20 protein-coding genes and 2 pseudogenes are annotated in these 20436 nt (G+C 53.2%); 14 read left to right on the forward strand and 8 right to left on the reverse strand.

The window, feature by feature from the left end; genetic code table 11:
• Nucleotides 1-387: pseudogene (locus tag AB5Y92_RS01385) on the forward strand (penicillin-binding protein 1C); the annotation flags it as partial.
• 426 nt (nt 388-813) lie between these two features.
• On the opposite strand, the gene AB5Y92_RS01390 reads toward AB5Y92_RS01385, so the two are convergent.
• Nucleotides 814-1779, reverse strand: coding sequence for a hypothetical protein (locus AB5Y92_RS01390; RefSeq protein WP_368225253.1), 966 nt, complete (start codon nt 1777-1779; stop codon nt 814-816).
• 170 nt (nt 1780-1949) lie between these two features.
• Here AB5Y92_RS01390 and thiI point away from each other — a divergent pair, with 170 nt between their 5' ends.
• On the forward strand, nt 1950-3398 hold the full coding sequence (thiI, locus tag AB5Y92_RS01395) for a tRNA uracil 4-sulfurtransferase ThiI (RefSeq protein WP_323070306.1): 1449 nt from the start codon (nt 1950-1952) through the stop codon (nt 3396-3398).
• Between the two features lie 74 nt (nt 3399-3472).
• Here the strand turns inward: thiI and AB5Y92_RS01400 are convergent, their stop codons facing one another.
• Nucleotides 3473-3865, reverse strand: coding sequence for a hypothetical protein (locus AB5Y92_RS01400; protein WP_150996485.1), 393 nt, complete (start codon nt 3863-3865; stop codon nt 3473-3475).
• Between the two features lie 100 nt (nt 3866-3965).
• Nucleotides 3966-4598, reverse strand: coding sequence for a trimeric intracellular cation channel family protein (locus AB5Y92_RS01405; protein WP_005333975.1), 633 nt, complete (start codon nt 4596-4598; stop codon nt 3966-3968).
• A 372-nt stretch (nt 4599-4970) separates the two neighbouring features.
• On the opposite strand from AB5Y92_RS01405, the gene flaA reads away from it, so the two are divergent.
• The 12 genes from flaA (at nt 4971) to AB5Y92_RS01465 (ending at nt 16525) form a co-directional block, all read left to right on the forward strand.
• Nucleotides 4971-5885: a flagellin A gene (gene flaA, locus AB5Y92_RS01410; protein WP_040067178.1), complete on the forward strand. Its 915-nt coding sequence runs from the start codon at nt 4971-4973 to the stop codon at nt 5883-5885.
• A 583-nt stretch (nt 5886-6468) separates the two neighbouring features.
• Entirely contained in the window at nt 6469-7380 is a 912-nt protein-coding gene (flaB, locus tag AB5Y92_RS01415; RefSeq protein ID WP_040067180.1) for a flagellin B, read from the forward strand.
• A 33-nt stretch (nt 7381-7413) separates the two neighbouring features.
• On the forward strand, nt 7414-7854 hold the full coding sequence (locus AB5Y92_RS01420) for a flagellar protein FlaG (protein WP_019446041.1): 441 nt from the start codon (nt 7414-7416) through the stop codon (nt 7852-7854).
• 27 nt (nt 7855-7881) lie between these two features.
• Nucleotides 7882-9291: a flagellar filament capping protein FliD gene (gene fliD / locus AB5Y92_RS01425; RefSeq protein WP_040067182.1), complete on the forward strand. Its 1410-nt coding sequence runs from the start codon at nt 7882-7884 to the stop codon at nt 9289-9291.
• Nucleotides 9292-9316: 25 nt separating this feature from the next.
• A complete protein-coding gene (fliS, locus tag AB5Y92_RS01430) occupies nt 9317-9739 on the forward strand; it encodes a flagellar export chaperone FliS (RefSeq protein ID WP_139459763.1) in 423 nt (140 codons plus the stop codon).
• Nucleotides 9736-10035 carry a hypothetical protein gene (locus tag AB5Y92_RS01435; protein ID WP_019446038.1) on the forward strand — a complete coding sequence of 100 codons (300 nt, stop codon included), beginning with the start codon at nt 9736-9738 and terminating at the stop codon, nt 10033-10035. The genes fliS and AB5Y92_RS01435 overlap by 4 nt, the downstream gene beginning before the upstream one ends.
• 6 nt (nt 10036-10041) lie before the next feature.
• Nucleotides 10042-12123, forward strand: a complete 2082-nt coding sequence (locus AB5Y92_RS01440; protein WP_164537115.1) for a 6-hydroxymethylpterin diphosphokinase MptE-like protein — start codon at nt 10042-10044, stop codon at nt 12121-12123.
• 82 nt (nt 12124-12205) lie between these two features.
• On the forward strand, nt 12206-13831 hold the full coding sequence (locus AB5Y92_RS01445) for an HAD-IIIC family phosphatase (RefSeq protein WP_368225256.1): 1626 nt from the start codon (nt 12206-12208) through the stop codon (nt 13829-13831).
• Nucleotides 13824-14057 carry an acyl carrier protein gene (locus AB5Y92_RS01450; protein ID WP_033113837.1) on the forward strand — a complete coding sequence of 78 codons (234 nt, stop codon included), beginning with the start codon at nt 13824-13826 and terminating at the stop codon, nt 14055-14057. The genes AB5Y92_RS01445 and AB5Y92_RS01450 overlap by 8 nt, the downstream gene beginning before the upstream one ends.
• Nucleotides 14054-14809 carry an AAC(3) family N-acetyltransferase gene (locus tag AB5Y92_RS01455; protein WP_368225258.1) on the forward strand — a complete coding sequence of 252 codons (756 nt, stop codon included), beginning with the start codon at nt 14054-14056 and terminating at the stop codon, nt 14807-14809. The genes AB5Y92_RS01450 and AB5Y92_RS01455 overlap by 4 nt, the downstream gene beginning before the upstream one ends.
• Entirely contained in the window at nt 14806-15213 is a 408-nt protein-coding gene (locus AB5Y92_RS01460; RefSeq protein ID WP_368225260.1) for a VOC family protein, read from the forward strand. The genes AB5Y92_RS01455 and AB5Y92_RS01460 overlap by 4 nt, the downstream gene beginning before the upstream one ends.
• Complete coding sequence (locus tag AB5Y92_RS01465; protein ID WP_164537961.1) at nt 15197-16525, forward strand: DUF4910 domain-containing protein; 1329 nt, start codon at nt 15197-15199, stop codon at nt 16523-16525. The genes AB5Y92_RS01460 and AB5Y92_RS01465 overlap by 17 nt, the downstream gene beginning before the upstream one ends.
• Here the strand turns inward: AB5Y92_RS01465 and AB5Y92_RS01470 are convergent.
• From AB5Y92_RS01470 to AB5Y92_RS01490, 5 genes and pseudogenes are all read right to left on the reverse strand, one after another.
• Nucleotides 16522-16758, reverse strand: a complete 237-nt coding sequence (locus tag AB5Y92_RS01470) for a hypothetical protein (RefSeq protein ID WP_164537111.1) — start codon at nt 16756-16758, stop codon at nt 16522-16524. The genes AB5Y92_RS01465 and AB5Y92_RS01470 overlap by 4 nt on opposite strands.
• On the reverse strand, nt 16755-18047 hold the full coding sequence (locus tag AB5Y92_RS01475) for a motility associated factor glycosyltransferase family protein (protein ID WP_164537110.1): 1293 nt from the start codon (nt 18045-18047) through the stop codon (nt 16755-16757). Before AB5Y92_RS01475 ends, AB5Y92_RS01470 begins: the two co-directional genes overlap by 4 nt.
• Nucleotides 18040-19086: a pseudaminic acid synthase gene (gene pseI / locus AB5Y92_RS01480; RefSeq protein ID WP_368225262.1), complete on the reverse strand. Its 1047-nt coding sequence runs from the start codon at nt 19084-19086 to the stop codon at nt 18040-18042. The genes AB5Y92_RS01475 and pseI overlap by 8 nt, the downstream gene beginning before the upstream one ends.
• A 6-nt stretch (nt 19087-19092) precedes the next feature.
• Complete coding sequence (gene pseG / locus AB5Y92_RS01485) at nt 19093-20349, reverse strand: UDP-2,4-diacetamido-2,4,6-trideoxy-beta-L-altropyranose hydrolase (RefSeq protein WP_368225264.1); 1257 nt, start codon at nt 20347-20349, stop codon at nt 19093-19095.
• Nucleotides 20339-20436 (reverse strand): annotated as a pseudogene (locus AB5Y92_RS01490) (pseudaminic acid cytidylyltransferase); the annotation flags it as partial. The pseudogene AB5Y92_RS01490 and the gene pseG, both read right to left, overlap by 11 nt.

A 20436-nucleotide genomic window follows, 5' to 3' on the forward strand; every position in this document is an offset into this window, starting at 1 on the left:
GATGCGGCGCAATCCGGTTTTCGGGCGCTCTGGCCATTGTCGCTGGAGCCGTGGCGGTCCCCCGGCGAGCGACGGCAGGCGCTGCTGGCCAGCGGTTGTGCAGGGGAGGGGCAGAGCGCCGAGCTGCAGGCTCCCATTCGCATCGTGGCGCTGGGGGAGGGCAACCTTATCCGCAGCCAGCGCTATCGGTTGCAGCCCAAGGTGCTCGGCGGTGTCGGCAAGCCGGCCTGGTTTCTCAACGGCCAGCGGCTGCGTTGGGATGGCGATCAGGTGCTGAGTGTGGCGGGTCGTTATCAGCTGGTGGTGGTGGATGAGGCGGGCAACAGCGATCGTATCGAGTTTCGCGTAGTGCATCCTGACAGTGATGCCGGCACCATCACCCGTTGAGCGTTTTGCCGACAGCCATTGAGGTGAATGTAATTAATCATTTTAAATGCATCAATATTTGATTGGATGAATTAATTTTTGAATAATTGCGAGTTCATGCAAATCCAATCGGGAGTTCTCTTTTGCTGCGTGTTCTGTGTCCCTTGCTGGTGCTGATGAGTTCGGGCTGTGCCACTACCAATCATGGTGATCACCATGTTTCTCCTGAACGTACCGGGTTCTATTCACCTTTCGAACCCGCTTCCGAGAGTTTTGTACGTTGTTATCAGAAACAGTTTGCCTGTTCCCCTGCCAATATCCGCCGTGACAGGGCGATGGAAGCGCGCCGTGACGCACAAGAGCGGGCCAATCACCGGGGTGATGATTGGTAGGCTGCAGAAAACGAGAGGGGTTGGCAGATGCCAACCCCTTTTTCATTCAGCCAATTCAGCCCGGTTGGCGCAGATGACCGAGCCGGGTGAAGAAGTGCTGGCTCTTGCGCTGGTGAAAGTGGCTCTTCTTGATGGGATGGAAGATGAGGTCGCTTTCGGGATGGCTCGCCTTTAACTGATGGAGCATCGCCACGGCGGGCAGGCTGGTGCTGACCAAGGTGGTGAGTGGCATGCTGATGGTCTCGGGGCCGAGCAGTTGATTCAGCCCTTGCCGGGCCTGCTCGAAGCGGGTCAGGGCCGCCGGGTCGGCATAGCCGCTCCCCAGCATGGTGAGCAGGTTGTCGAGTGCCAGATGAAATTCGGCCAACTGCTGGCGAAAGCCGCTGCGCCCGCGCAGGGTGATAAGCTCGGCGAAGGAGATCTCGCCGAGGTGAGTGGGTACTTGCAACGGGATTTCGAGATGGAAGCAATCCTGCCCGCCCCGGTTGTGGTAGCGGGATTCGAGCAGATGGAGCAGGCGGTCCAGATAGTCGTGATCGGTAATAAGCGCCCCGTCATTGGCGAGTGCCCACTCACGGGCGAGACGCATGGAGAGCAGATTGGCAAAGCGCCGTGCCATTCTGATCCCCCCCTGATCCCGACTGGCAAAACCATGATTGAGGCAAAAGCCGTGCAGCCGCTCCAGTCCCGCCTGATCCGGGCAGAAGCAATCGTGGTTGGCCCCCTGACGCCAGCGGGTGACCAGTTCCTTGTTGCCAAACACCTTGTGACGGACAAAATCGGGGGCAAGCAAACCGCTTAACTGGCTTTCGAGTTGTGGAGTGATGGTGGCAAAGAAGGCGGCATCGGGTCGCTCGGCCAGCAGATCGGTCTCCTGCTCGAGGGTTTGCTGCAGGGCGGTGAGACCGCTCTTTTCGCTGACGGTGAAGACAAAGGCGAGCCGCTCCAGATAGAGCAGGGCAAATTTGAGCCAGAGCTCGTCACGTACCTCCATACCGGGGTAGTAGATATAGGTCTTCATCGTATCGGTCTGTCGCCAGAAGTGGTGCCGGGTCGGGAATATACGCAAGATTGGCGCTGCACGGCAAACACTGCGTGGGGGAATGTGAGCAAACGCTCATCCAGTAGGCGCTGGCCACAAAGTTCTGATATAATTCGCGCCCTTAAATCAAGGTCACCCGAGTCATTACCATGAAGTTCATTATCAAGCTGTTCCCGGAAATCACCATCAAGAGCAAGTCGGTTCGCCAGCGCTTTATCAAGATCCTGCAGGGCAATATCCGCAACGTCCTGCGCCGCTTCGACGACGATGCCCGCGTACGGATGGATTGGGACAAGCTGATCGTGAGCTCCCGCAATGACCAGTTCCGCGAGCAAGCTATCGAAGCCCTGGCTTGCATCCCTGGCATTCAGGCCTTCCTCGAGGTGCAGGCCAGCAAGTTTACCGATCTGCACGACATCTTCGAGCAGGTGAAAGCCGTGTGGGGCGACCAGCTCAAGGGCAAAACCTTCTGCGTGCGCGCCAAGCGCCACGGCAAGCATGAGTTCTCCTCCCTCGAGATTGAGCGTTACGTGGGCGGTGGATTGAACCAGCACTGCGAAAGCAACGGTGTGCGCCTCAAGAACCCGGATGTGAAGATCAACCTCGAGATCGACGGCGAAGAGCTCTTCATCGTCAGCGCCATTCATCAGGGCCTGAGCGGCATGCCCATCGCCACTCAGGAAGATGTGCTGAGCCTCATCTCCGGCGGTTTTGACTCCGGTGTGGCGTCGTTCCAGTTCATCAAGCGCGGCTGCCGGGTGCACTACTGCTTCTTCAATCTGGGCGGCGCCGCTCACGAGATCGGCGTCAAGCAGGTAGCCTATCACCTGTGGAACCGCTTCGGTTCATCCCATCGGGTGCGTTTCACCGCCGTCGACTTCGAGCCGGTGGTCGCCGAGATCCTCGAGAAGATCGATAACGGCCAGATGGGGGTGGTGCTCAAGCGGATGATGATGCGTGCCGCCGCCAAGGTGGCCGACGAGTTCCAGATCCCGGCGCTGGTGACCGGCGAGTGTGTGGGCCAGGTTTCCAGCCAGACCCTCACCAACCTGAACGTCATCGACCGGGTGACCGACAAGGTGATCCTGCGCCCGCTTATCACCTGGGACAAGCCGGACATCATCAGTGAAGCCCGACGCATCGGCACCCTGGAGTTCGCCGAGACCATGCCGGAGTATTGCGGTGTCATCTCCAAGAAGCCGACCGTGAAGGCCGAGCTTTCCCGCATTGAAGAGGAAGAGAGCAACTTCGACTTCGCCATTCTGGACAAGGTTGTGGCCGAGGCCCGTTATCTCGATATCCGCCGTATTGGTGAAGAGACCGCCGCCGAGGTTCAGGAAGTGGAGACTACCGCCGAGAGCGGTGACAACGAGGTGATCCTCGATATCCGCTCCATGGACGAGCACGACGAGAAGCCGTTGCTGGTGGAAGGGCGTGAGGTCATGCATATCCCCTTCTTCAAGCTGGCTACCGCCTTTGGCGATCTGCCCAAGGAGAAGACCTACCTGCTCTACTGCGATCGCGGCGTGATGAGCAAGCTGCAGGCGCTTTACCTGAAAGAGAAGGGCTTTGCCAACGTCAAAGTTTACCGTCCGTAATTTGACGCTCAATCTCCCATAAAAAATCCGGCCAGTGTGCCGGATTTTTTTATTTCACCAGTTTGTCATGCCCATCAGGGGCAGGGAACCGGGGTGAAGGAGTCTTGCCCCTGACAACGCCAGCCCATTTCCGCCTCCCGCATCTGCCACAGGTTGTTGCTGCGATAGAGGGTCAGGATGTAGATCATGTCGCTCTTGCTGCCGTCGAGGGCGACCGAAAGCACCAGATCATTGTCCAGCTGCTGGGCATGGATGCGGCTGGGTATGTCACCATGACCGACGAATCGCAGAGCTACCTCACGGTAGTCATTAACCCAGTTTTGCTGTTGATGGCTTGCCTGGCGTATCTGCTGGTTGAACTGCTGCACCGGCGCCGAGGCCAATCGTCCAAATACCACTTGTGCTTCGGCGTGGGCTGCCGTCACGTTCGCCAGGAGAAGGGTGGTAAGCATACCGATTTTGCGCATGAGAAGTTCCGGCTAACAACGACTGCTACTATGACAACAGAAAAGCCTATTTGGTTCAACGCGTGGCCCACAGCGACATGATGACGCTGCGGGCCTGCTCTCAATTGCGTTGCAGCGAGAAGGTGGGCAGCGACAGATGCCAGTAGATAGCAGCTACCCGCAGGCCAAACACGGCCGTCATGCAGATGAGCATGGCCGTTACCCTGTCCATGTTTGCCTCCAGCGCCAGGGTATAGAGAATGCCGCCAAGGATACAGGCGGTGGCATAGATCTCTTTTTGCAGCACCATGGGCACCTCCCGCGCCAGTACATCGCGGATCATGCCACCGGCAACCCCGGTCATGGTGCCCATGATCACGGCAATCAGCCCCGGGGTGCCGAAATTGAGGGCCTTCTGGGCACCGATAACGGTAAAGAGGGCCAGTCCGAAGGCATCCGCCACCGGCAGCACATACCAGGGCATCCTGCGGGGCAGTTTGACCATCCACATACCGATCAGCGCCGTCGCGATGACCACCCAGATATAGAGCGGATCGCGCACCCAGAACACGGGGGTGGCTCCCAGGATCATGTCACGGATGGTGCCGCCGCCGATGGCAGTGACCGCCGCCAAAACCATGACGCCAAACCCGTCCATTCTGAGTCGGCCAGCCACCAATACCCCTGAAAACGCGAATACCGCAGTACCAAACATGTCGCTGATGTAAACAATCTGCTCAACCAGTGTCTGCATGGAGAACAACTCACGCCAAATTGTTGATGGGGCCGCGATTTTAGGGGCTGGTGAGCCCAATCGCCAACAGTGCTCGACAAAATTGAGAGTCGGGACGGATTTTTTCTCGCAGCACGAACGGTAGTGTCTCGTTTGCCCCCTGCCGTTGGCGAGCTTCAGAAGGTTGAGTCAGTCATTGGTTTAGACCCGATTTTTTCCTTAAGTTTCCCCTCGACTCGCCGATATATAAGGTAAGCGGCGTTAATGCGATGAAGCGTTGAAAAAATGCTAAAGACATCCAAAAACGAGCCGTTAAATAAGACGCATCGGGCACAGAAAATAATAAAGCCAGAGCAAATAGAAGAGTAAATTTAATAGCTTAGGAGAATAGTCATGGGCCTTTATATCAACACTAACGTTTCATCGCTCAACGCTCAGCGTAACCTGATGAATACGACCAAATCACTGGATACTTCTTACACTCGACTGGCATCTGGCTTGCGTATCAACAGTGCCAAAGATGATGCTGCGGGTCTGCAAATCGCCAACCGTTTGACCTCTCAGGTGAACGGTTTGAATCAGGGGAACCGCAACGCCAACGATGGTATTTCGGTAGCGCAAACTGCGGAAGGTGCAATGGATGAGGTGACCTCCATGCTGCAGCGCATGCGTACCTTGGCTCAACAATCAGCCAACGGCTCCAACAACACTGATGATCGTACTGCGTTGCAGCAAGAGTATGACCAGCTGATGACCGAAATTGATCGTGTGGCAAAAGATACCACATTCGGTGGTAAGCAACTGCTTAACGGTGGTTATGTCGGCTCTTTCCAGGTTGGTGCTGATGCTGCTCAAACCATTACTTTCAGAATGACCACTGCGTTTACCATCGCAGGTATGGCTTCTGCTGCCAAGGGCAATGCAACAATCTCTACCAGTTCAGCTGGTAGCAAAGAGCCTTTCAAAGTAACGGCCTCAACTAGCGCAGTGATTGTGGCAAACATGAATAGTATCAAGTTGGCGAGTTCGGCCCAGTCTGCTATGGCCAACCTCGACTACATGATTAAAGTTGTAGACAGTAAGCGAGCTGAACTGGGTGCAGTGCAGAACCGGTTTGATTCAACCATTCGCAACCAGGCGAACGTCTCAGAAAACGTCAGTGCCGCGCGTTCACGGATCCGCGATGCAGATTTCGCGACCGAGACCGCCAACCTGACCAAGCAGAACATTCTGCAGCAAGCCGCATCGACAATTCTCTCTCAAGCAAACCAGCGCCCGCAGTCTGCACTGTCACTGTTGCAAGGCTAACAAAAGAAAACAGGGCGGTTGTTCAGGCCGCCCTGGTCAAGAGATGGAACAAAGGGGTGTTCGGGTCGCACTCTGTTCTATCGGGAGAGATATAATCTCTACTAGTAATGCCAAGTGTTGTCCAGCTGTTCAGTTCTGTCACGCTTGGTCATATTCTCCTGAGCATATGCTCATCTTTAGGCCGGTTTACCGGCCTCTTTTTATTGTGTCGCCAAATTGACGTCACTCTGTCAGTTCAAAGCATGAACTGTGCCAACGCATCTTATCCCGTAAACGAGGTCATCATCAGCGGTGATTTGCATGGTGATGCTGCTCAATTGATGTTCTGTTGCCGCTTGCCGGAGAAAACTTGCCGCTTTAGGCAACAATTTTCCTAAAGCTTGTATCTGCGCTGCCGTTAAATAAAGTGAAGCAATCGAGGGGTGTTCGGAATCCAACGTTTGCACTACTGCGGGTGACCTGTTCGTTCAAACAGACACCCGCCAGAAGAGACAGGAATGTTCAACCTGCTCTTCAAACGGTGGGACGTCGTTTTGTTTCGACGACGCAACCTGCAGTCGCATGTTCTTCGGGAGAATTTTTTATGGCCATGTATATCAACACCAACATTTCATCATTGAACGCCCAGCGTAACTTGATGAATACCAACAAGTCTCTGGATACCTCCTATACCAGATTGGCATCCGGTCTTCGCATCAACACCGCCAAAGACGATGCTGCTGGCTTGCAGATCTCCAACCGTTTGACTTCACAGGTTAACGGCTTGAACCAGGGTAACCGCAACGCAAACGATGGTATTTCTGTAGCCCAGACTGCAGAAGGGGCCATGGATGAAATAACCTCCATGTTGCAGCGGATGCGTACTCTGGCGCAGCAATCAGCTAACGGTTCCAACAATACGGATGATCGCGTTGCATTGCAGCAAGAGTACGATCAACTGACAACCGAGATCGATCGCATCTCCAGTGATACCACGTTCGGTGGTCAGAAGTTGCTGGACGGTAAATATAAGGGCTCATTCCAGGTCGGTGCGGATGCCACCCAGACCATTACCTTCAAGATGACTAGTGCCTTTACCATTAGCGGTATTGCTGGCGCATCAAAAGGTAGTGCCACCATTGCCACCAGTTCTGCTGGTAGTAAAGAGCCGTACAAGGTAACCGCTGCGACAACTGCTGTAACTGTTGACAACATGAAAAGTATCAAAACAGCCAGTGCTGCACAGTCTGCGATGGCCAACCTTGACTTCATGATCAAGGCGGTTGATAGCAAACGTGCAGAGCTTGGTGCGGTCCAAAACCGTTTCGACTCGACTATCCGCAACCAGTCCAACGTGTCCGAGAACTTGAGTGCAGCACGTTCGCGTATCCGTGATGCGGACTTTGCGACAGAAACCGCTAACCTGACCAAGCAGAACATCCTGCAGCAGGCCGCTTCAAGTATCCTGGCGCAAGCCAATCAAAGACCGCAATCAGCGCTGTCCCTGTTGGGTTAACGGGTAGTGATGAGATAGAAAAGGAGCGACGATATGGCCAATGACATTGGAATTCCCTCATCGGTCACTCCTTCTTCTCTTCAGTCAAGTAGCAAGAGCGGCCAATCGGCCGCTCAAGTGCTATCTGGCATGGCGGAAGAGCAGCGGGTGATGACACAGGATGTGGAAAAACAACAAGAGGAGCGAGCCAAAGAGAAGGTTCGCAAATCCGATGTCTCAGATAAGGATATTGAAAAAGAGGTACAAAACTTGCAAGAGTTCAGCAAGTTGCAGGGATGGACCGTCAACTTCAGCGTCGAAAAGGATCTCGAGCAAGTTGTTATAAAGGTTATGGACGCCAATACCAAGTCAATGATCCGTCAGATCCCAAGTGAAGAGTTGCTGGCTATCAGCAAGCGGCTCAAGGATTTGCGTGAAGTTGATGTTATAGGTGGCGGCTCAAGAGTCGGATTATTGCTTGATAAAGAGATTTAATACGCAAGTTTTACGAGGAGAGTGAGAATGGCCACTATTACGTCTGCTGGTGCGGGTTCACAGCTGGACTTGGAGTCTGTCATTGCCGCGAGCGTCAATGCCAAGAAGGCGCAACTGATGCAGCCCATCACCACCAAAAAGACCAATGCCCAGATCACTCTCTCCGGGGTTGGACAGTTGAAGTCGGCCATCGCCTCTTTTGTGACGACACTTCAGGCCATGTCCAAAGATGATGCGTTCAACAAACGCTCGATTAATATTACCCAGGACAAGGACAAACCAGTTCTCAAGGTGGAGAGCAAGGCGGGGGCTTCCAACGGGCAATATGATATCAGCGTCGAACAATTGGCGAAGACCAGTAAATTTGACGGTACTTTCGACTCATCGACGACTCCCCTTATCACTGAGGATGGGAAGCTGACCTTCAAGGCTGGTGACAAGACCTTCGATGTCGATGTGAAAGCAGGGGATTCACTACAGTCCATCCGTAAACGCATCAACAATGACGCCGACAATTTCGGTCTGAGCGTCAACATAGTCAATACCTCCGATGGTAAATCCAAACTGATGATCGATTCCGGGGTAAGCGGCAGTGGCAAGGACCTGCAGATCACTGGCAGTACTACCGATCTGACCGATAGTCTCGTATCCAAACTGACCAAGCGTCAAGATGCTCAAGATGCCAAGATCACCGTTGATGGAAATACTCTGACCAGTTCATCCAATACCTTCGATGGCACCATTGTCGGACTTAAACTGACCGTGTTGCGGGAGTCGGATAGCACAACCTCTACCGATGTCAGCGGTAATCCGGTCAAGACCTACAGCTCTAACAAGGTTGACGTGACCACCGACAAGGCTGGCATCAAGGACATGGTCAAAAGCTTTGTCGACGGTTACAACGCGCTGGTGAAGAAGAGCAATGACCTCGGCAAGCGTAATACGATCGTTGAAGGGAAGAGCAAGAATGATGGTGGGGCTCTGGCGGGCGATGCAACGACGCGTGCCGTAGTCAATATGATGAATGGTACCATCACCGAGCCCTCGAAAAATTCCTCTACTTATAAAACGATTTTTCAGATGGGCATAAAGATGGATAACAAGGGGGTATTGTCTATCGACGATACCAAGTTCAACGAGGCCATCGACAAGAATTTCGATCAGGTAGTAGCAGTTTTTGGCGGTAAGGATGGGATCGCCGGTCAGCTGGCCAGCCAGCTGGAAACCTACTCCAAGACCGGTGGTTTGTTGGCGAAACGGGAAGACTCTTTGAATTCCGATCTGCGCGAAGTGGGTCGTAAGGAGTCCGATGTTGCCACTCAGCTGACTAAGTATGAAGAGACCTTGCGGGCCCGTTACGGAAGTCTGGATGCTATGTTGGCCAAGATGAATAAGTCTGCCTCATATTTAAGTATGCTAAATACAAACAACAGTTAATGTGAAGTCATGAGTGGTGTTTCATATGTATCATAAAAATATAAAGGCCTATACCACCCAGAATCTGCAATCCGAATTGGCAGTAGCCGATCCTTACCGCGTGATTCAACTTTTGATGCAAGGTTGCCTGGAGCGCTTGGCTCAGGCTCGTGGTGCTATCGAACGTCGAGATTTTGAGCAAAAATCCCAGTCTATCTCTAAAGCAATGGCCATTATCAACGGGCTGCAAGATTCACTTGATCTCTCTTATGGTAAGGTTCCCGAAGACCTTTCTGCGCTTTATGACTACATGAAAGCTAGGATGATGGATGCCAGCCGTAATATGGATATCACCGCTGTCGATGAGGTTATGAATCTGATGCTGACAGTTAAAAGCGGTTGGGATGCTATTCCTGTCGAGGAGCGAGATAAGGCCTTGGCTCAACAAAAAGTGGGCGGAACCGAATGAGCAATAACCGTTTGCCAGAATTAATCGCAGCAGGTCAGGAGTTACTGACCTTGTTCGAACAGGAGGATGTGCAAACGGCTGAACAGTTGATCGACCATTATCTCATTCTCCTTGATGCTGTTTTCCAGAATATCCCTCCACATGTGGTTCTTGACATGGATCACCAACAAGCATTGGTGCAGTTTCAAACCCTACATGAGCTGATAGAACATGCAAAGAATCAGACAGAAGCAGCTTTGTGGAAATTTTCAAAAGCAGGTCGAGCATCTGATATGTACAAGCTGAACGCAGGTTAGGCATACATGGATATTAGACAAGAAATTACAAATATCGAGAGTGAACTTGTTCGCCTTGAGAAGCAAAAGCAACAGGAAATTGCTATGTTGGAGGTGTTGCCTGTTCGTTTTGCAATGAACATGGATGCCTTTAAAAAATTCATGCCAAGTATATATGTTTTTTTTGAATCATATCAACCAGTACGGCCATTCCGTTTTTTTTGCAATGAAAATGGCATTCCTAATGTATTGTGGCTTGATGAGCAAGTTTCGATATACGGGAAAGATCCTTTTATAGAAGCTCAAGAACAGATAGATGAAATAATCGAGAATAGTGTTTTACAAAGTGTTGACTTTGCGCCTCAATGGTATATAGATGGCCAAATTCACATAAAATACAATAATGAAATATCACAGTTAAAGCAATATACTGATCTTGAGGGCCTGCAACTGAAAGATGCTTTGACTATGGATATTCCGCTATCGCTTATGTATGGTGTTGGTCTTGGTTATCAACTGGGTTATCTGTACGAGCGTTGTAAGGTTAGAAATTTATTTGCATTCGAACCAGATTTGGATGTTTTTTACGCATCACTCTTTTGCTTTGATTGGTATTCGTTGTTTGAATATATGGATAGTGAGTCGCTCAGTATTCATCTTTTTATTGGTGTCGATGAGCAATTGCTTGCTGCTGATATGATGGAAGCCCTCCATCGTAAAGGGGCTTTCTGGTCTGCATCCTACTTTTCATTTTGCCACTATCGTTCCCCCGAGATTGACAAATTGGTTCATAAGGTAGAGACCGAGTTCTACTTGTTGAGAACTGGCTGGGGATTCTTTGATGATAACGTTTATGCCCTGGCGCATAGCCATTCTCATCTTCAAGATGGAACACCATTTCTGAAGCAGTCGCGAGATATGAGTGTGTCTGCTGATATCCCGGTCTTTGTTGTGGGTAATGGGCCATCACTTGATCAAACGATAGATTTTATTGCAGAACATCAAAATAAAGCAGTAATTATTGCCTGTGGCACAGCGGTAAGTGCTCTTTATAAAGCGGGGATCAAGCCAGATATTTATGTCGCTGTTGAACGAACTAAAAGTTCAGCGGATTTCCTGCACATATTGAATGCGGGAGACTTTCTCAAGGAGTGTGCGTTCCTGAGTGTAGATGTTATACACCCCGAGTGTAAGAGCTTTTTCCGTAGAACAGGTTTAGCATTTAAACCCAATGAACCAATGTATAAATTATTGAGTTCTCGCCTAGGGGATAAATTCGATTTCGATACCATAGAGTATTCAAATCCCTTTGTTGGAAATACGGGTTTAAATTACGCGGCACTTTTGGGTTTCAAAAAAATATACCTTTTTGGTATTGATAATGGTTATAAGAGTGCAGATAAACACCACTCAAAATTGAGCTTGTATTACAATGAAAAGCAAGAGGCAAAATATCATCAAGACCTTAACGATACATTTCCTGCTCCAGGTAATTTTGGTGGAGAGGTTCTAATCAATCATCTCTTTGGGCTTTCAATCCACAATATGGCTCGTGTTTTGCAAGATCATAATGATGTTAATTGTGTCAACGCTAGTGATGGGGCTTATATTGAAGGGGCTGTGGCGCAGTATGTCCAAACAATTAACCCTGTCTGGGGAGATATTGATAAACGTCATATAGTTGATGAGCTAATGGATACATGCTTTAAGCCACTCGACCTCACTTTGGTTGATTTAAAGTCTGGCCTCAATGTCCCTATGTTTAATCAGGTGATCGAAAAGTTTCGCTCAGATTGGCGTGATGTTAATCGTGACTATAATGTGGTCCAGCTTATGATGCAGCGTCATCATGATTATTTGCTCTACCTTTTGGCAAGCACTGAAGCGCATTTGTATCGAATGCTGATCGGTTCAATTAATTACTTTTATGCCAATGTAATTACTTTGATGATGGCATTACTCCAGAAAGATGAGGACTATTTTGTTCAGCGACTCGATTCAGCTATCCTGCTGTTGGACAAGTTTTTTTCTGATGCCGAGAAAATCTACGCCGATGTTTTTGAACGGCACGATACGACCTACTTCGTTGGTCTCGATGTGTTTAAGTAAAATCTTCTCTGGGGCGTGACACTGTTCACGCCCACTTTGTAACTGTATGATATAAAAGTTTTTCATATCATAGGGAATGCTAATGGCTTCGCTTTCTCTAGCGTCAACCGCCTTTCTGATGCCAGGCAACGTCTCTTGGGCTCCACTTGCAAAATTGGTAGTCATTCACTTCCAGCAACAAGGGCAATGGTATAGCAGCAATTCTGGTGATGCTCGGGTCGTAATCTGGTTTTGGGAGCAGCTACTTACGGAGGCGCGTTGTCAGCATTGGTCGAGCCTTGAACTTGTATCTCTCGAGCAACAGATTGATATGTGGTTGGATGAGTTGCTTCTTCCGTTTCATGAGGATGGTGGCACACCGGTTTACCTCGGAGCCTGTTTTTGCACGGCCCCTAGCGCTTGTGCCGACCTCTATCCTTGGGTGAAAACCCTTGATGCTCGCTTTTCCCAACGGCTTGCCGAGCTTCACCTCATTAATCTTGATCTACCTCGCTGGTTGATGAAAGAAGGTGCACAACACTGTTTTGACCCGCGTAACCAATTCCTGCTCTCCTGTCCTCTCTCTGCTCCAGGGATTAGCTCTCTCGCAACATGGATTGCCGAGCGTTGGAAACGCGATCAAGAACCTCGACGCAAAGTCTTGGTACTTGACTGCGACAATACCCTTTGGGGGGGCGTGGTCGGTGAAGATGGCGTAAGTGGGTTGCAGTTGGGACAAGACGGAGCCGGCAAGTTATATCAATCTTTCCAGGAGGCTGTGCGTTACTGGTACAACCGCGGGGTTTTACTGGCTCTTTGTTCCAAGAATAGCCCTGACGATGTCTGGCTTGTGTTTGAACAGCATGGTGCGATGAAATTGTCGCGAGCACAAATCGCAGCCTCGGTAATCGGTTGGGGGCGAAAATCAGACGGCTTGCGCCATATCGCACGTACTCTTAACTTTGGTCTTGACGCACTGGTGTTTTGGGATGATTCCCCTCTGGAGCGAGCCGAAGTTCGCGCCGCTTTACCGCAGGTGGACGTGATTGAACCGCCGCAAGAGCTCTGGGATTGGCCCAATAGTCTGCTCTCGTACGGTGGTTTTGCCCAAGGGCTGACAAAGGAGGACAGCTTGCGCCAGGCTTCCTACCGCGCACTGGCCGAAGGTGAGCGACTGCGTGAGCAAGCCAGAAGTGAAAGCGACTATCTGCGCCATTTGTCCTTGTGTGCGAATTTTCATCCTCTGGCGCCGGATAATCTTCCCCGGGCAGAACAGCTTGTTAAAAAAACCAATCAGTTTAATCTCTCCTGTTTGCGCCATGATGCTCGCACACTCGAACTGTTGGCTAAAAATGGGTTCTGTGGATTGGTGTCTTTGCGGGATTGTTTTGCAGACCATGGTTTGGTGGGGATTGTGCTGATCCAGCCTGTCAATTCAACGACTGCTTTTCTCGATACGCTGGCACTGAGTTGCAGAGTTCTGTCGAGAGGTCTGGAATACTGGCTGCTGGATCGTATCTCGGCTGAACTGCGTGAGGTGGGGATCGAGCGTCTAGTTATTGGTTCGAACCGTTGTGAACGTAATGAACCTGCGCTGACATGGTTGGCATCCCTGTCGTTATCCCCCTGTGATAATCCGGATCCCACCCGTTTCTCTCATGAGCATTTCCATAGTCTGGCGCTTGCACAGCTGAATTTGCCTTTTTTGGAGTTTTATCACCATGACTGATCTCTTCACTCTGTTAGAACAGCAGTTTCCTTCTGCAACCGTCACGCGAGGCGACTATCAGTTGGGATTCGGGGCATTTCCTGAATGGGATTCGCTCGGTCATTTTAATTTTCTGTTACTGGTTGAACAGACTTTCTCGGTACGCTTCGAGCCTGAAGAGCTGGCGACGATGAAGCAACTTCAGGATATTCGTGATGCGCTGTTGCGTCGTGGTCTTGCCCTGTGATTGAGGCTCTATCTCATACTCTGAGCACGCTAGGGATCGCGCGCGGAAGTACCTTGATGGTTCACTCTGACGCCATGGCTGTAGCCCAGTTTCCTGGTCAGAGTAATAACGCTGGAATGCACGCTTTTTGGAGCGGGATACAGGAGTGGCTTGGAGACGAGGGCACTCTACTGGTGCCGACATTCACTTATAGCCTGACACGCCAGGTATGTTTCGACCGAGCGACGTCTCCCAGTGAAGTGGGCTTGATGACGGAACTGTTTCGCACTCTGCCTGATGTGGGGCGTACCCGCGACCCTATCTTCAGCATGGCCGTATGGGGTGCGGGGGGGGGCGAGATTATTACCGCTGGCGGTCATGACTGTTTTGGTCAAGATAGCCCCTTTGCCTGGTTGGCTGCCCATGATGGCTGGATTGCCGGTTTTGCTTGCCATCCCGATCGCATTACCTTCACCCACTATGTGGAGCAGCAACTTGGTGTCGATTATCGCTTTATGAAGCGCTTTGAGGGTGAAGTCTGCGATGGCGGTGCTATGCGCCCCTGGTATTGTGACTACTTTGTGCGAAGACTCGATCTGGCCAGCGAGATTGATCTTTCCCGTCTGGTTGAAGCTCTTAAAAGTCAAAACAAGTGGCATCAGGGGTTATTTGGCCGGTTACCGGTCTGGGCGGTTCGTTGCGCCGACTTTGCCGCGGTGGCCAAACAACTGATAGCAGAGCATCCTCATGCTCTCATCCGGGAGGGGGCATGAAACTGCATCATATCGGGTTGGTGGTATCCGAACTTGAGCTCGGGGTTTGCTATTGCCGCGAGACCCTCGGGATTTCCCGATTTAGCGAGCAGGTGCTCGATCCCTTGCAGCGGGTACATATCTGTTTTGCATACGATGATGCCGGGATTTGCTACGAATTGATTGCCCCGGCCGGTGAAGATAGCCCGGTCAGCCAGGCGTTACGTACGCGCCATAACCTGCTCAATCATCTGGCCTATGAAGTGGCAGATATAGCGATGGCAGCCAAACGACTTCGGGCTCAGCGTCATCTTCCCCTCGGGCCCAGCCAGCCCGCTATCGCGTTTGGCGGCGCCCACGTTCAATTTTTCCTAAGCCCGCTTGGGCACATTATCGAATTGGTTCAGCATACCCATGACTCCTGACACGGATTTTTTACCTGCAGACTGGCAAGACCCGGCACAGATTGGCCAGGCCATGTATGATCTGGCGGCGCGCCTTTATCCTATCAATCGAAGCCTGACCGGTAATGGCGTGCGAGAAAGCCTGGCATTGCTATGCCATTGCCTGCCGGAGTTGCAGGTTCACGAAGTGCCGACCGGTACTGAGTGTTTTGACTGGCAAGTGCCTGAAGAATGGAACGTACGCGAGGCTTACATAGTGGGGCCGGATGGGCGTCGGGTAGTCGATTTTTGCGATCACAATCTGCATCTGGTGGGGTATTCAGAGCCTGTTGATACGATTCTGTCCCTGGAAGAACTGCAGCTGCACCTTCACTCGTTACCGGAGTTGCCTGATGCTATTCCTTATGTCACTTCCTACTATCGGCGTCGGTGGGGCTTTTGCCTGACTCACAGGGTTCGTGAACAGTTGCAGCCAGGGCAGTACCGGGTAGTGATCGATGCGACGCTTGCTCCGGGGTCACTGACTTATGCAGAGATCTGTTTGGCAGGAGAGAGCAAGCAAGAGATCCTGCTGTCAAGCTATCTCTGCCATCCATCCATGGCCAATAACGAGCTTTCGGGTCCCTTGGTCGGTGTGTTTTTGATGGCCTGGCTCGCCAGTATGCCGCGTCGCCGATATAGCTATCGCCTCATATTAGTGCCTGAAACGTTGGGCGCCATTGTGTATCTGTCACGCCATCTGGCACACCTGAAAGCACAGACGCTGGCGGGGTTCAACCTCTCTTGTCTTGGGGATGAGCGTGGTTACTCCTATTTGCCCTCACGCTGTGGTGGTACATTGGCTGACAGAGCCGCATTGCACGCTCTTGCCCACATTGACCCGGGTTTTCATCGTTTCAGCTTTCTGGATAGAGGTTCCAATGAGCGCCAGCTGTGCGCTCCCGGGATTGACCTGCCGATAGCATCGATTATGCGTACCAAATATGGCTGTTACCCTGAGTATCACACCTCGCTTGATGATCTCTCTCTCGTAACGCCTGCTGGCTTGGCGGGAGGTTTTATGGCGGTGCGCAGAGCAATTGAATGTATTGAGCTGGATGGACGTTATCGAGTAACGGTGCTTTGCGAACCACAAATGGGCAAGCGCGGTCTCTATCCGGATCTGTCGACCCGCTGGTCAGGATGGGCTGTGCGGGACATGATGAACCTGCTTGCTTACAGTGATGGAGAGATGACCCTGTTCGAGATTGCCGAGACGATCCACATTCCATTCTGGCAAGCCCGCCAGCTGGCAGACATGTTGCTCGAAGCGGGCTTGCTGAGTCCGGTCTAGGTGCTTAGCAGAGCAGCTAGTTCACCTTCCAGCCAATCGGCTAATCCAAGCCAGTCATGGCGCTCTTGACATGCCAGCAATGCAGCAATGATTCTGGCTGCCTCGTTGTGATGTTCATGTGGGAGCGCCAGCAACACCTGTTCGAGTAAATCAGGAAGGGTCAGGGCACTCTCCACATAGTGGCCGAGCCGAAAACGGTGGGCGAGTGTGATGCAATGGTGTTTGAGCGTCATGATACAAAGTCCGGATGATATTCACTGCCGAGCAGAGCTGCACCATCTCGGCTGCTGTTCCAGAAATGAACTTCGGGATGGGCTGCCATATAGCGCTCCAGCTCAATCTGATAGGTTGTGAAGTTGGGATTGGTGCTGACCCGTTTCCCATGGCCATCCACAATCCAGCTCAGTGCCTGACTGGCGCTGGGGCCGAGAGCCCCGTCTTGCCAGCCGGCATGGGTCTGGCCACCGGGGAAGGCAAAATCGCAACCAAGCAGGAGTACCTCAGTGCATCCGATTTGTACTGCCAGATCGACGGTCGGATGAATGACGCTTCCTCCCTGATGCAGGGTTCCCTTGGGATGTTTCCGAGCCAGCGTTGCATACATGGGACTGGCTGAGTAGGTGGTAAGCCGTGGGCCTGGCCAAGCATTCAGAGTGTCGGATGGTACCATGGGCGCGTAGACAAGAGGGACTGTATCCAACCCTGCCCCTGGCAACCTGTCTGGGGTAAGCGCATCATCAATACTGATCACTAAATGAGGCGCAAGGCCATAACTGCGTAACGAAACCAGCGCTGTATCGACGCAAATCACCAGCCAGTCGGGATGATGTGCCAGCCAGCCAGCCAGTTTTGGCAGATGTTGTGCTAGGGTGGGTCCACTGGCGATGACCAGTGCACTGCTATCAGGACGAGAGCCAAATAGAGAGCTCACGTCACCATCTTTTGCCACCAGAGATATATTCTCAGCCAGTCGGCTTAAGATCCGTGGCGATGCAGGATCAAAGCGTTGGCGAGTGTACCCGGCCAGTATCTCGCTAATCAAACGCCCACGAATGCGGCAGGCCGCATCTTCGGCCAGTTCCAGTTCGCTGGGGAGGGCGAAGAAGGGGAGGACAATCTCCTGTTCATCGGCCGCGAGGCTCAGCTCTACCCGAGGGTCTTGCAGCCACTCGTCGTGCTCGAGCAAGGCCAGCACCAGAGTGAAGAGATTGTGGTGCATGATATGGACATGGAGGGTTTCTAACCGGGGGCGTGTCAGCAACACCTTCTGCAGATCGCCGAGTCCGGTGCCATAAAGATGCAGCACGGGTACATCGGGAAGCGTTGCCGCTTGCAGTTCGGCCTCCTTCACCCGATCGTGCCGGCTGGTGAGCTGGATGCCATTGACCAGCAGTGTGCTGCTGAGGCCTTCACACAATTCCACCTGCAGATCGCCCAGCTGTGCCACCGTGAGGTGGGCAGCAAGCTGTGGCCAACGCTGTTCGATGATCGCCAGATGGTGGCGCAGCAGATCTTCATTCATCTTGTGCAATCCAGTCCCAGTTGAGAGGCTGATTGGCTGCCATGTCGCGGTTGACCCGCTTGCCGATGAGCCGATCGTAATCGGCTGGGGGCAGGCCGAGGGCGGGGCGCACCGACTTGATATGCTCTGCGGTGAGCACCTCGCCAGCTGCCATCTCCTTGACCAGATAGAGGGAGCGGCGAAAAGCGCGGTTACCCTGTTCACTGGCTGTGAGATGGTAATCGGCCACTCCGAGGGCGGCATGGGCGGTATTGACCGAGGTTACCAGCTCGGTGAGTTCGGCCGGTTCCATTGAGAAGGCGCAATCCGGCCCGCCGTCGGCGCGGGCCAGGGTGAAGTGTTTCTCGATAAGGGTGGCCCCGAGCGCGGTAGCGGCGATGGCTGTGGCCGACCCCAGGGTGTGATCGGAGAGCCCCACCTCGACCCCGAAGCGCTGGCGCAACATGGGGATGGTACGCAGGTTATATTCGGCCGCCGGCGCCGGATAGCCGCTGACGCAGTGCAGCAGCGCCAGCTGGCCGTTGCCGTGCTTGAGTGCCATCTCGACCGCGGCGGCGATCTCGGCCTCGTCCGCCATGCCGGTGGACATGATAAGCGGCTTGCCGGTCTGGGCGGTGTAGCGAATGAGGGGCAGATCCACCAGCTCGAAGGAGGCGATTTTGTAGGCCGGGCAGTCCAGTGATTCAAGCAAGTCCACCGCACTGAAATCGAACGGGCTGCTAAAGACCGTCAGCCCCAGCTCGCGCCCTTTGGCAAACAGCGCCTGGTGCCACTCCCAGGGAGTGTGCGCCCACTCATAAAGGTCATAGAGGCTGTGGCCATCCCACAAACCGCCGTGGATCTGAAATTCCGGTCGATCACTTTTGAGGGTGATGGTATCCGGGCGGTAGGTTTGCAGCTTGACGGCGCTGGCACCCGCTGCTTTGGCGGCGGTCATAATGGCCAGGGCGCGGTCCAGATTGCCATTGTGGTTGGCCGACAGTTCGGCAATCACATAGGGAGCCTGTTCTTGGTTGATGGAGCGATGATCGATCTGCATCTGTGTTCAGATTCCTATGCCAAGTTGCCAGCCTTGCGGCGCCGGTTGCCAAGGGGCAGGGGGCGCTATCTGCGGTGGCTCGGCAAGATAGAGGGGAAATTGGGAGAAAATTGTCTGCAAGCGATGTGCCAGCTCTTGCCACTCCGTGGGCTGAAGTGACCGGGTGGCCTGCCATGTCAGCCGCTGGCCGTTCAGCGTCAGGGGGAGTAGCAGTTGGTCGTCATGGCGTAGTTGCCACTGATGGCCATATGGCAACAGTTGATAATCCGATTGTTGCAGCAACCAGGCGGTGAGCCGATCCAGCCCCAGCCCATCTACCTGTTGCTGGCCGCGGCGTCGATAGTCATCTGCTTGCCATTCAAGTCGTTGCAGGGCTTGCAGCAGCAGCTCAGGCTCGGCCAGCTCGCTCAGAGTCAGCCGCTCGGCCAACTGGAAGCGGGCGATCACCAGGTCGTTGAACTGCTGATTGTCGACGATGGGCACCGCTAGGGTCGGCAGGCCGAGACAGGCTCGCTCCCAGGTCATGCCGCCCGCAGCGCCAATGGCGAAGTCGTGTTGTTGCATCAGTTGCGCCATCTGGTCGCTCTGGCGCAGCAGCACTAGGTCGAGGTCGGTCAGTTCGGCCACTCTCTGCTCCAGCTCGGGCCAGAACGGATTGGCGCCGCCCGCCACCAAGGTCCAGCGGATGGTGCGGGCCCAGGGCAGTCGAGCCAGCGTGTTGAGGGTCGTGAGGCTGGCTCCGGCCGGATCAGCGCCGCCAAAGCAGATGAGGCCACGTTGCCACCGGCTGACCTTTTGGCGTGCAAGCTGGCGATAGGCAGGGCGCAACAGGGCATAGTCGGTGCCCAGCAGCAGCCGACAGTTGGCAGGGACGAGTGACTGGTAATCGGCGGCGCTGCGCAGTGGCCCCTGATCCAGCAGCAGCTGGCAGTGGTGGGGTCGATCGGCCAGATCGTCGATCACCAGCAACTGACCACAGTGGATTGCCAGTGTCTGCTCGATCTGCCGATCAATCTGGTAGTGATCACACACCAGCCACTCCGGGCGCAAGGTGGGCAAGGGGCCTGCATCGTCCAGAGCGCAAAGGGGGTGATGCTGGTGGGATTGCAGCAGTGGCAACAGGTGGGCCGGTAGCTGATGGCAGAGAAAGTGGCACTCGGCGCCAGCCGTTTTCAGCCGATCTGCGATGGCCAGACAGCGCATCAGATGGCCCAACCCGATCTTGGCCCCGGCATCGAGCCGGAAGGCAACTTTAAACGCCATCTTGGGCCAGCACTTGATAGAGCAGTTCGGCCAGATGCCAATCTTCCGGCGTATCGATATCGACCACCCTGTGTCTTGGCAGAATAT

The organism is Aeromonas sp. R1-1 (genome assembly GCF_040908495.1).
Lineage (GTDB): Bacteria > Pseudomonadota > Gammaproteobacteria > Enterobacterales > Aeromonadaceae > Aeromonas > Aeromonas veronii.

What these genes read in the sequence shown, in the direction of transcription:
- AB5Y92_RS01390 (WP_368225253.1), bottom strand. Translation starts at nt 1,779, where the DNA reads ATGAAGACCTATATCTACTACCCCGGTATGGAGGTACGTGACGAGCTC.
- thiI (WP_323070306.1), top strand. Translation starts at nt 1,950, where the DNA reads ATGAAGTTCATTATCAAGCTGTTCCCGGAAATCACCATCAAGAGCAAG.
- AB5Y92_RS01400 (WP_150996485.1), bottom strand. Translation starts at nt 3,865, where the DNA reads ATGCGCAAAATCGGTATGCTTACCACCCTTCTCCTGGCGAACGTGACG.
- AB5Y92_RS01405 (WP_005333975.1), bottom strand. Translation starts at nt 4,598, where the DNA reads ATGCAGACACTGGTTGAGCAGATTGTTTACATCAGCGACATGTTTGGT.
- flaA (WP_040067178.1), top strand. Translation starts at nt 4,971, where the DNA reads ATGGGCCTTTATATCAACACTAACGTTTCATCGCTCAACGCTCAGCGT.
- flaB (WP_040067180.1), top strand. Translation starts at nt 6,469, where the DNA reads ATGGCCATGTATATCAACACCAACATTTCATCATTGAACGCCCAGCGT.
- AB5Y92_RS01420 (WP_019446041.1), top strand. Translation starts at nt 7,414, where the DNA reads ATGGCCAATGACATTGGAATTCCCTCATCGGTCACTCCTTCTTCTCTT.
- fliD (WP_040067182.1), top strand. Translation starts at nt 7,882, where the DNA reads ATGGCCACTATTACGTCTGCTGGTGCGGGTTCACAGCTGGACTTGGAG.
- fliS (WP_139459763.1), top strand. Translation starts at nt 9,317, where the DNA reads ATGTATCATAAAAATATAAAGGCCTATACCACCCAGAATCTGCAATCC.
- AB5Y92_RS01435 (WP_019446038.1), top strand. Translation starts at nt 9,736, where the DNA reads ATGAGCAATAACCGTTTGCCAGAATTAATCGCAGCAGGTCAGGAGTTA.
- AB5Y92_RS01440 (WP_164537115.1), top strand. Translation starts at nt 10,042, where the DNA reads ATGGATATTAGACAAGAAATTACAAATATCGAGAGTGAACTTGTTCGC.
- AB5Y92_RS01445 (WP_368225256.1), top strand. Translation starts at nt 12,206, where the DNA reads ATGGCTTCGCTTTCTCTAGCGTCAACCGCCTTTCTGATGCCAGGCAAC.
- AB5Y92_RS01450 (WP_033113837.1), top strand. Translation starts at nt 13,824, where the DNA reads ATGACTGATCTCTTCACTCTGTTAGAACAGCAGTTTCCTTCTGCAACC.
- AB5Y92_RS01460 (WP_368225260.1), top strand. Translation starts at nt 14,806, where the DNA reads ATGAAACTGCATCATATCGGGTTGGTGGTATCCGAACTTGAGCTCGGG.
- AB5Y92_RS01470 (WP_164537111.1), bottom strand. Translation starts at nt 16,758, where the DNA reads ATGACGCTCAAACACCATTGCATCACACTCGCCCACCGTTTTCGGCTC.
- AB5Y92_RS01475 (WP_164537110.1), bottom strand. Translation starts at nt 18,047, where the DNA reads ATGAATGAAGATCTGCTGCGCCACCATCTGGCGATCATCGAACAGCGT.
- pseI (WP_368225262.1), bottom strand. Translation starts at nt 19,086, where the DNA reads ATGCAGATCGATCATCGCTCCATCAACCAAGAACAGGCTCCCTATGTG.
- pseG (WP_368225264.1), bottom strand. Translation starts at nt 20,349, where the DNA reads ATGGCGTTTAAAGTTGCCTTCCGGCTCGATGCCGGGGCCAAGATCGGG.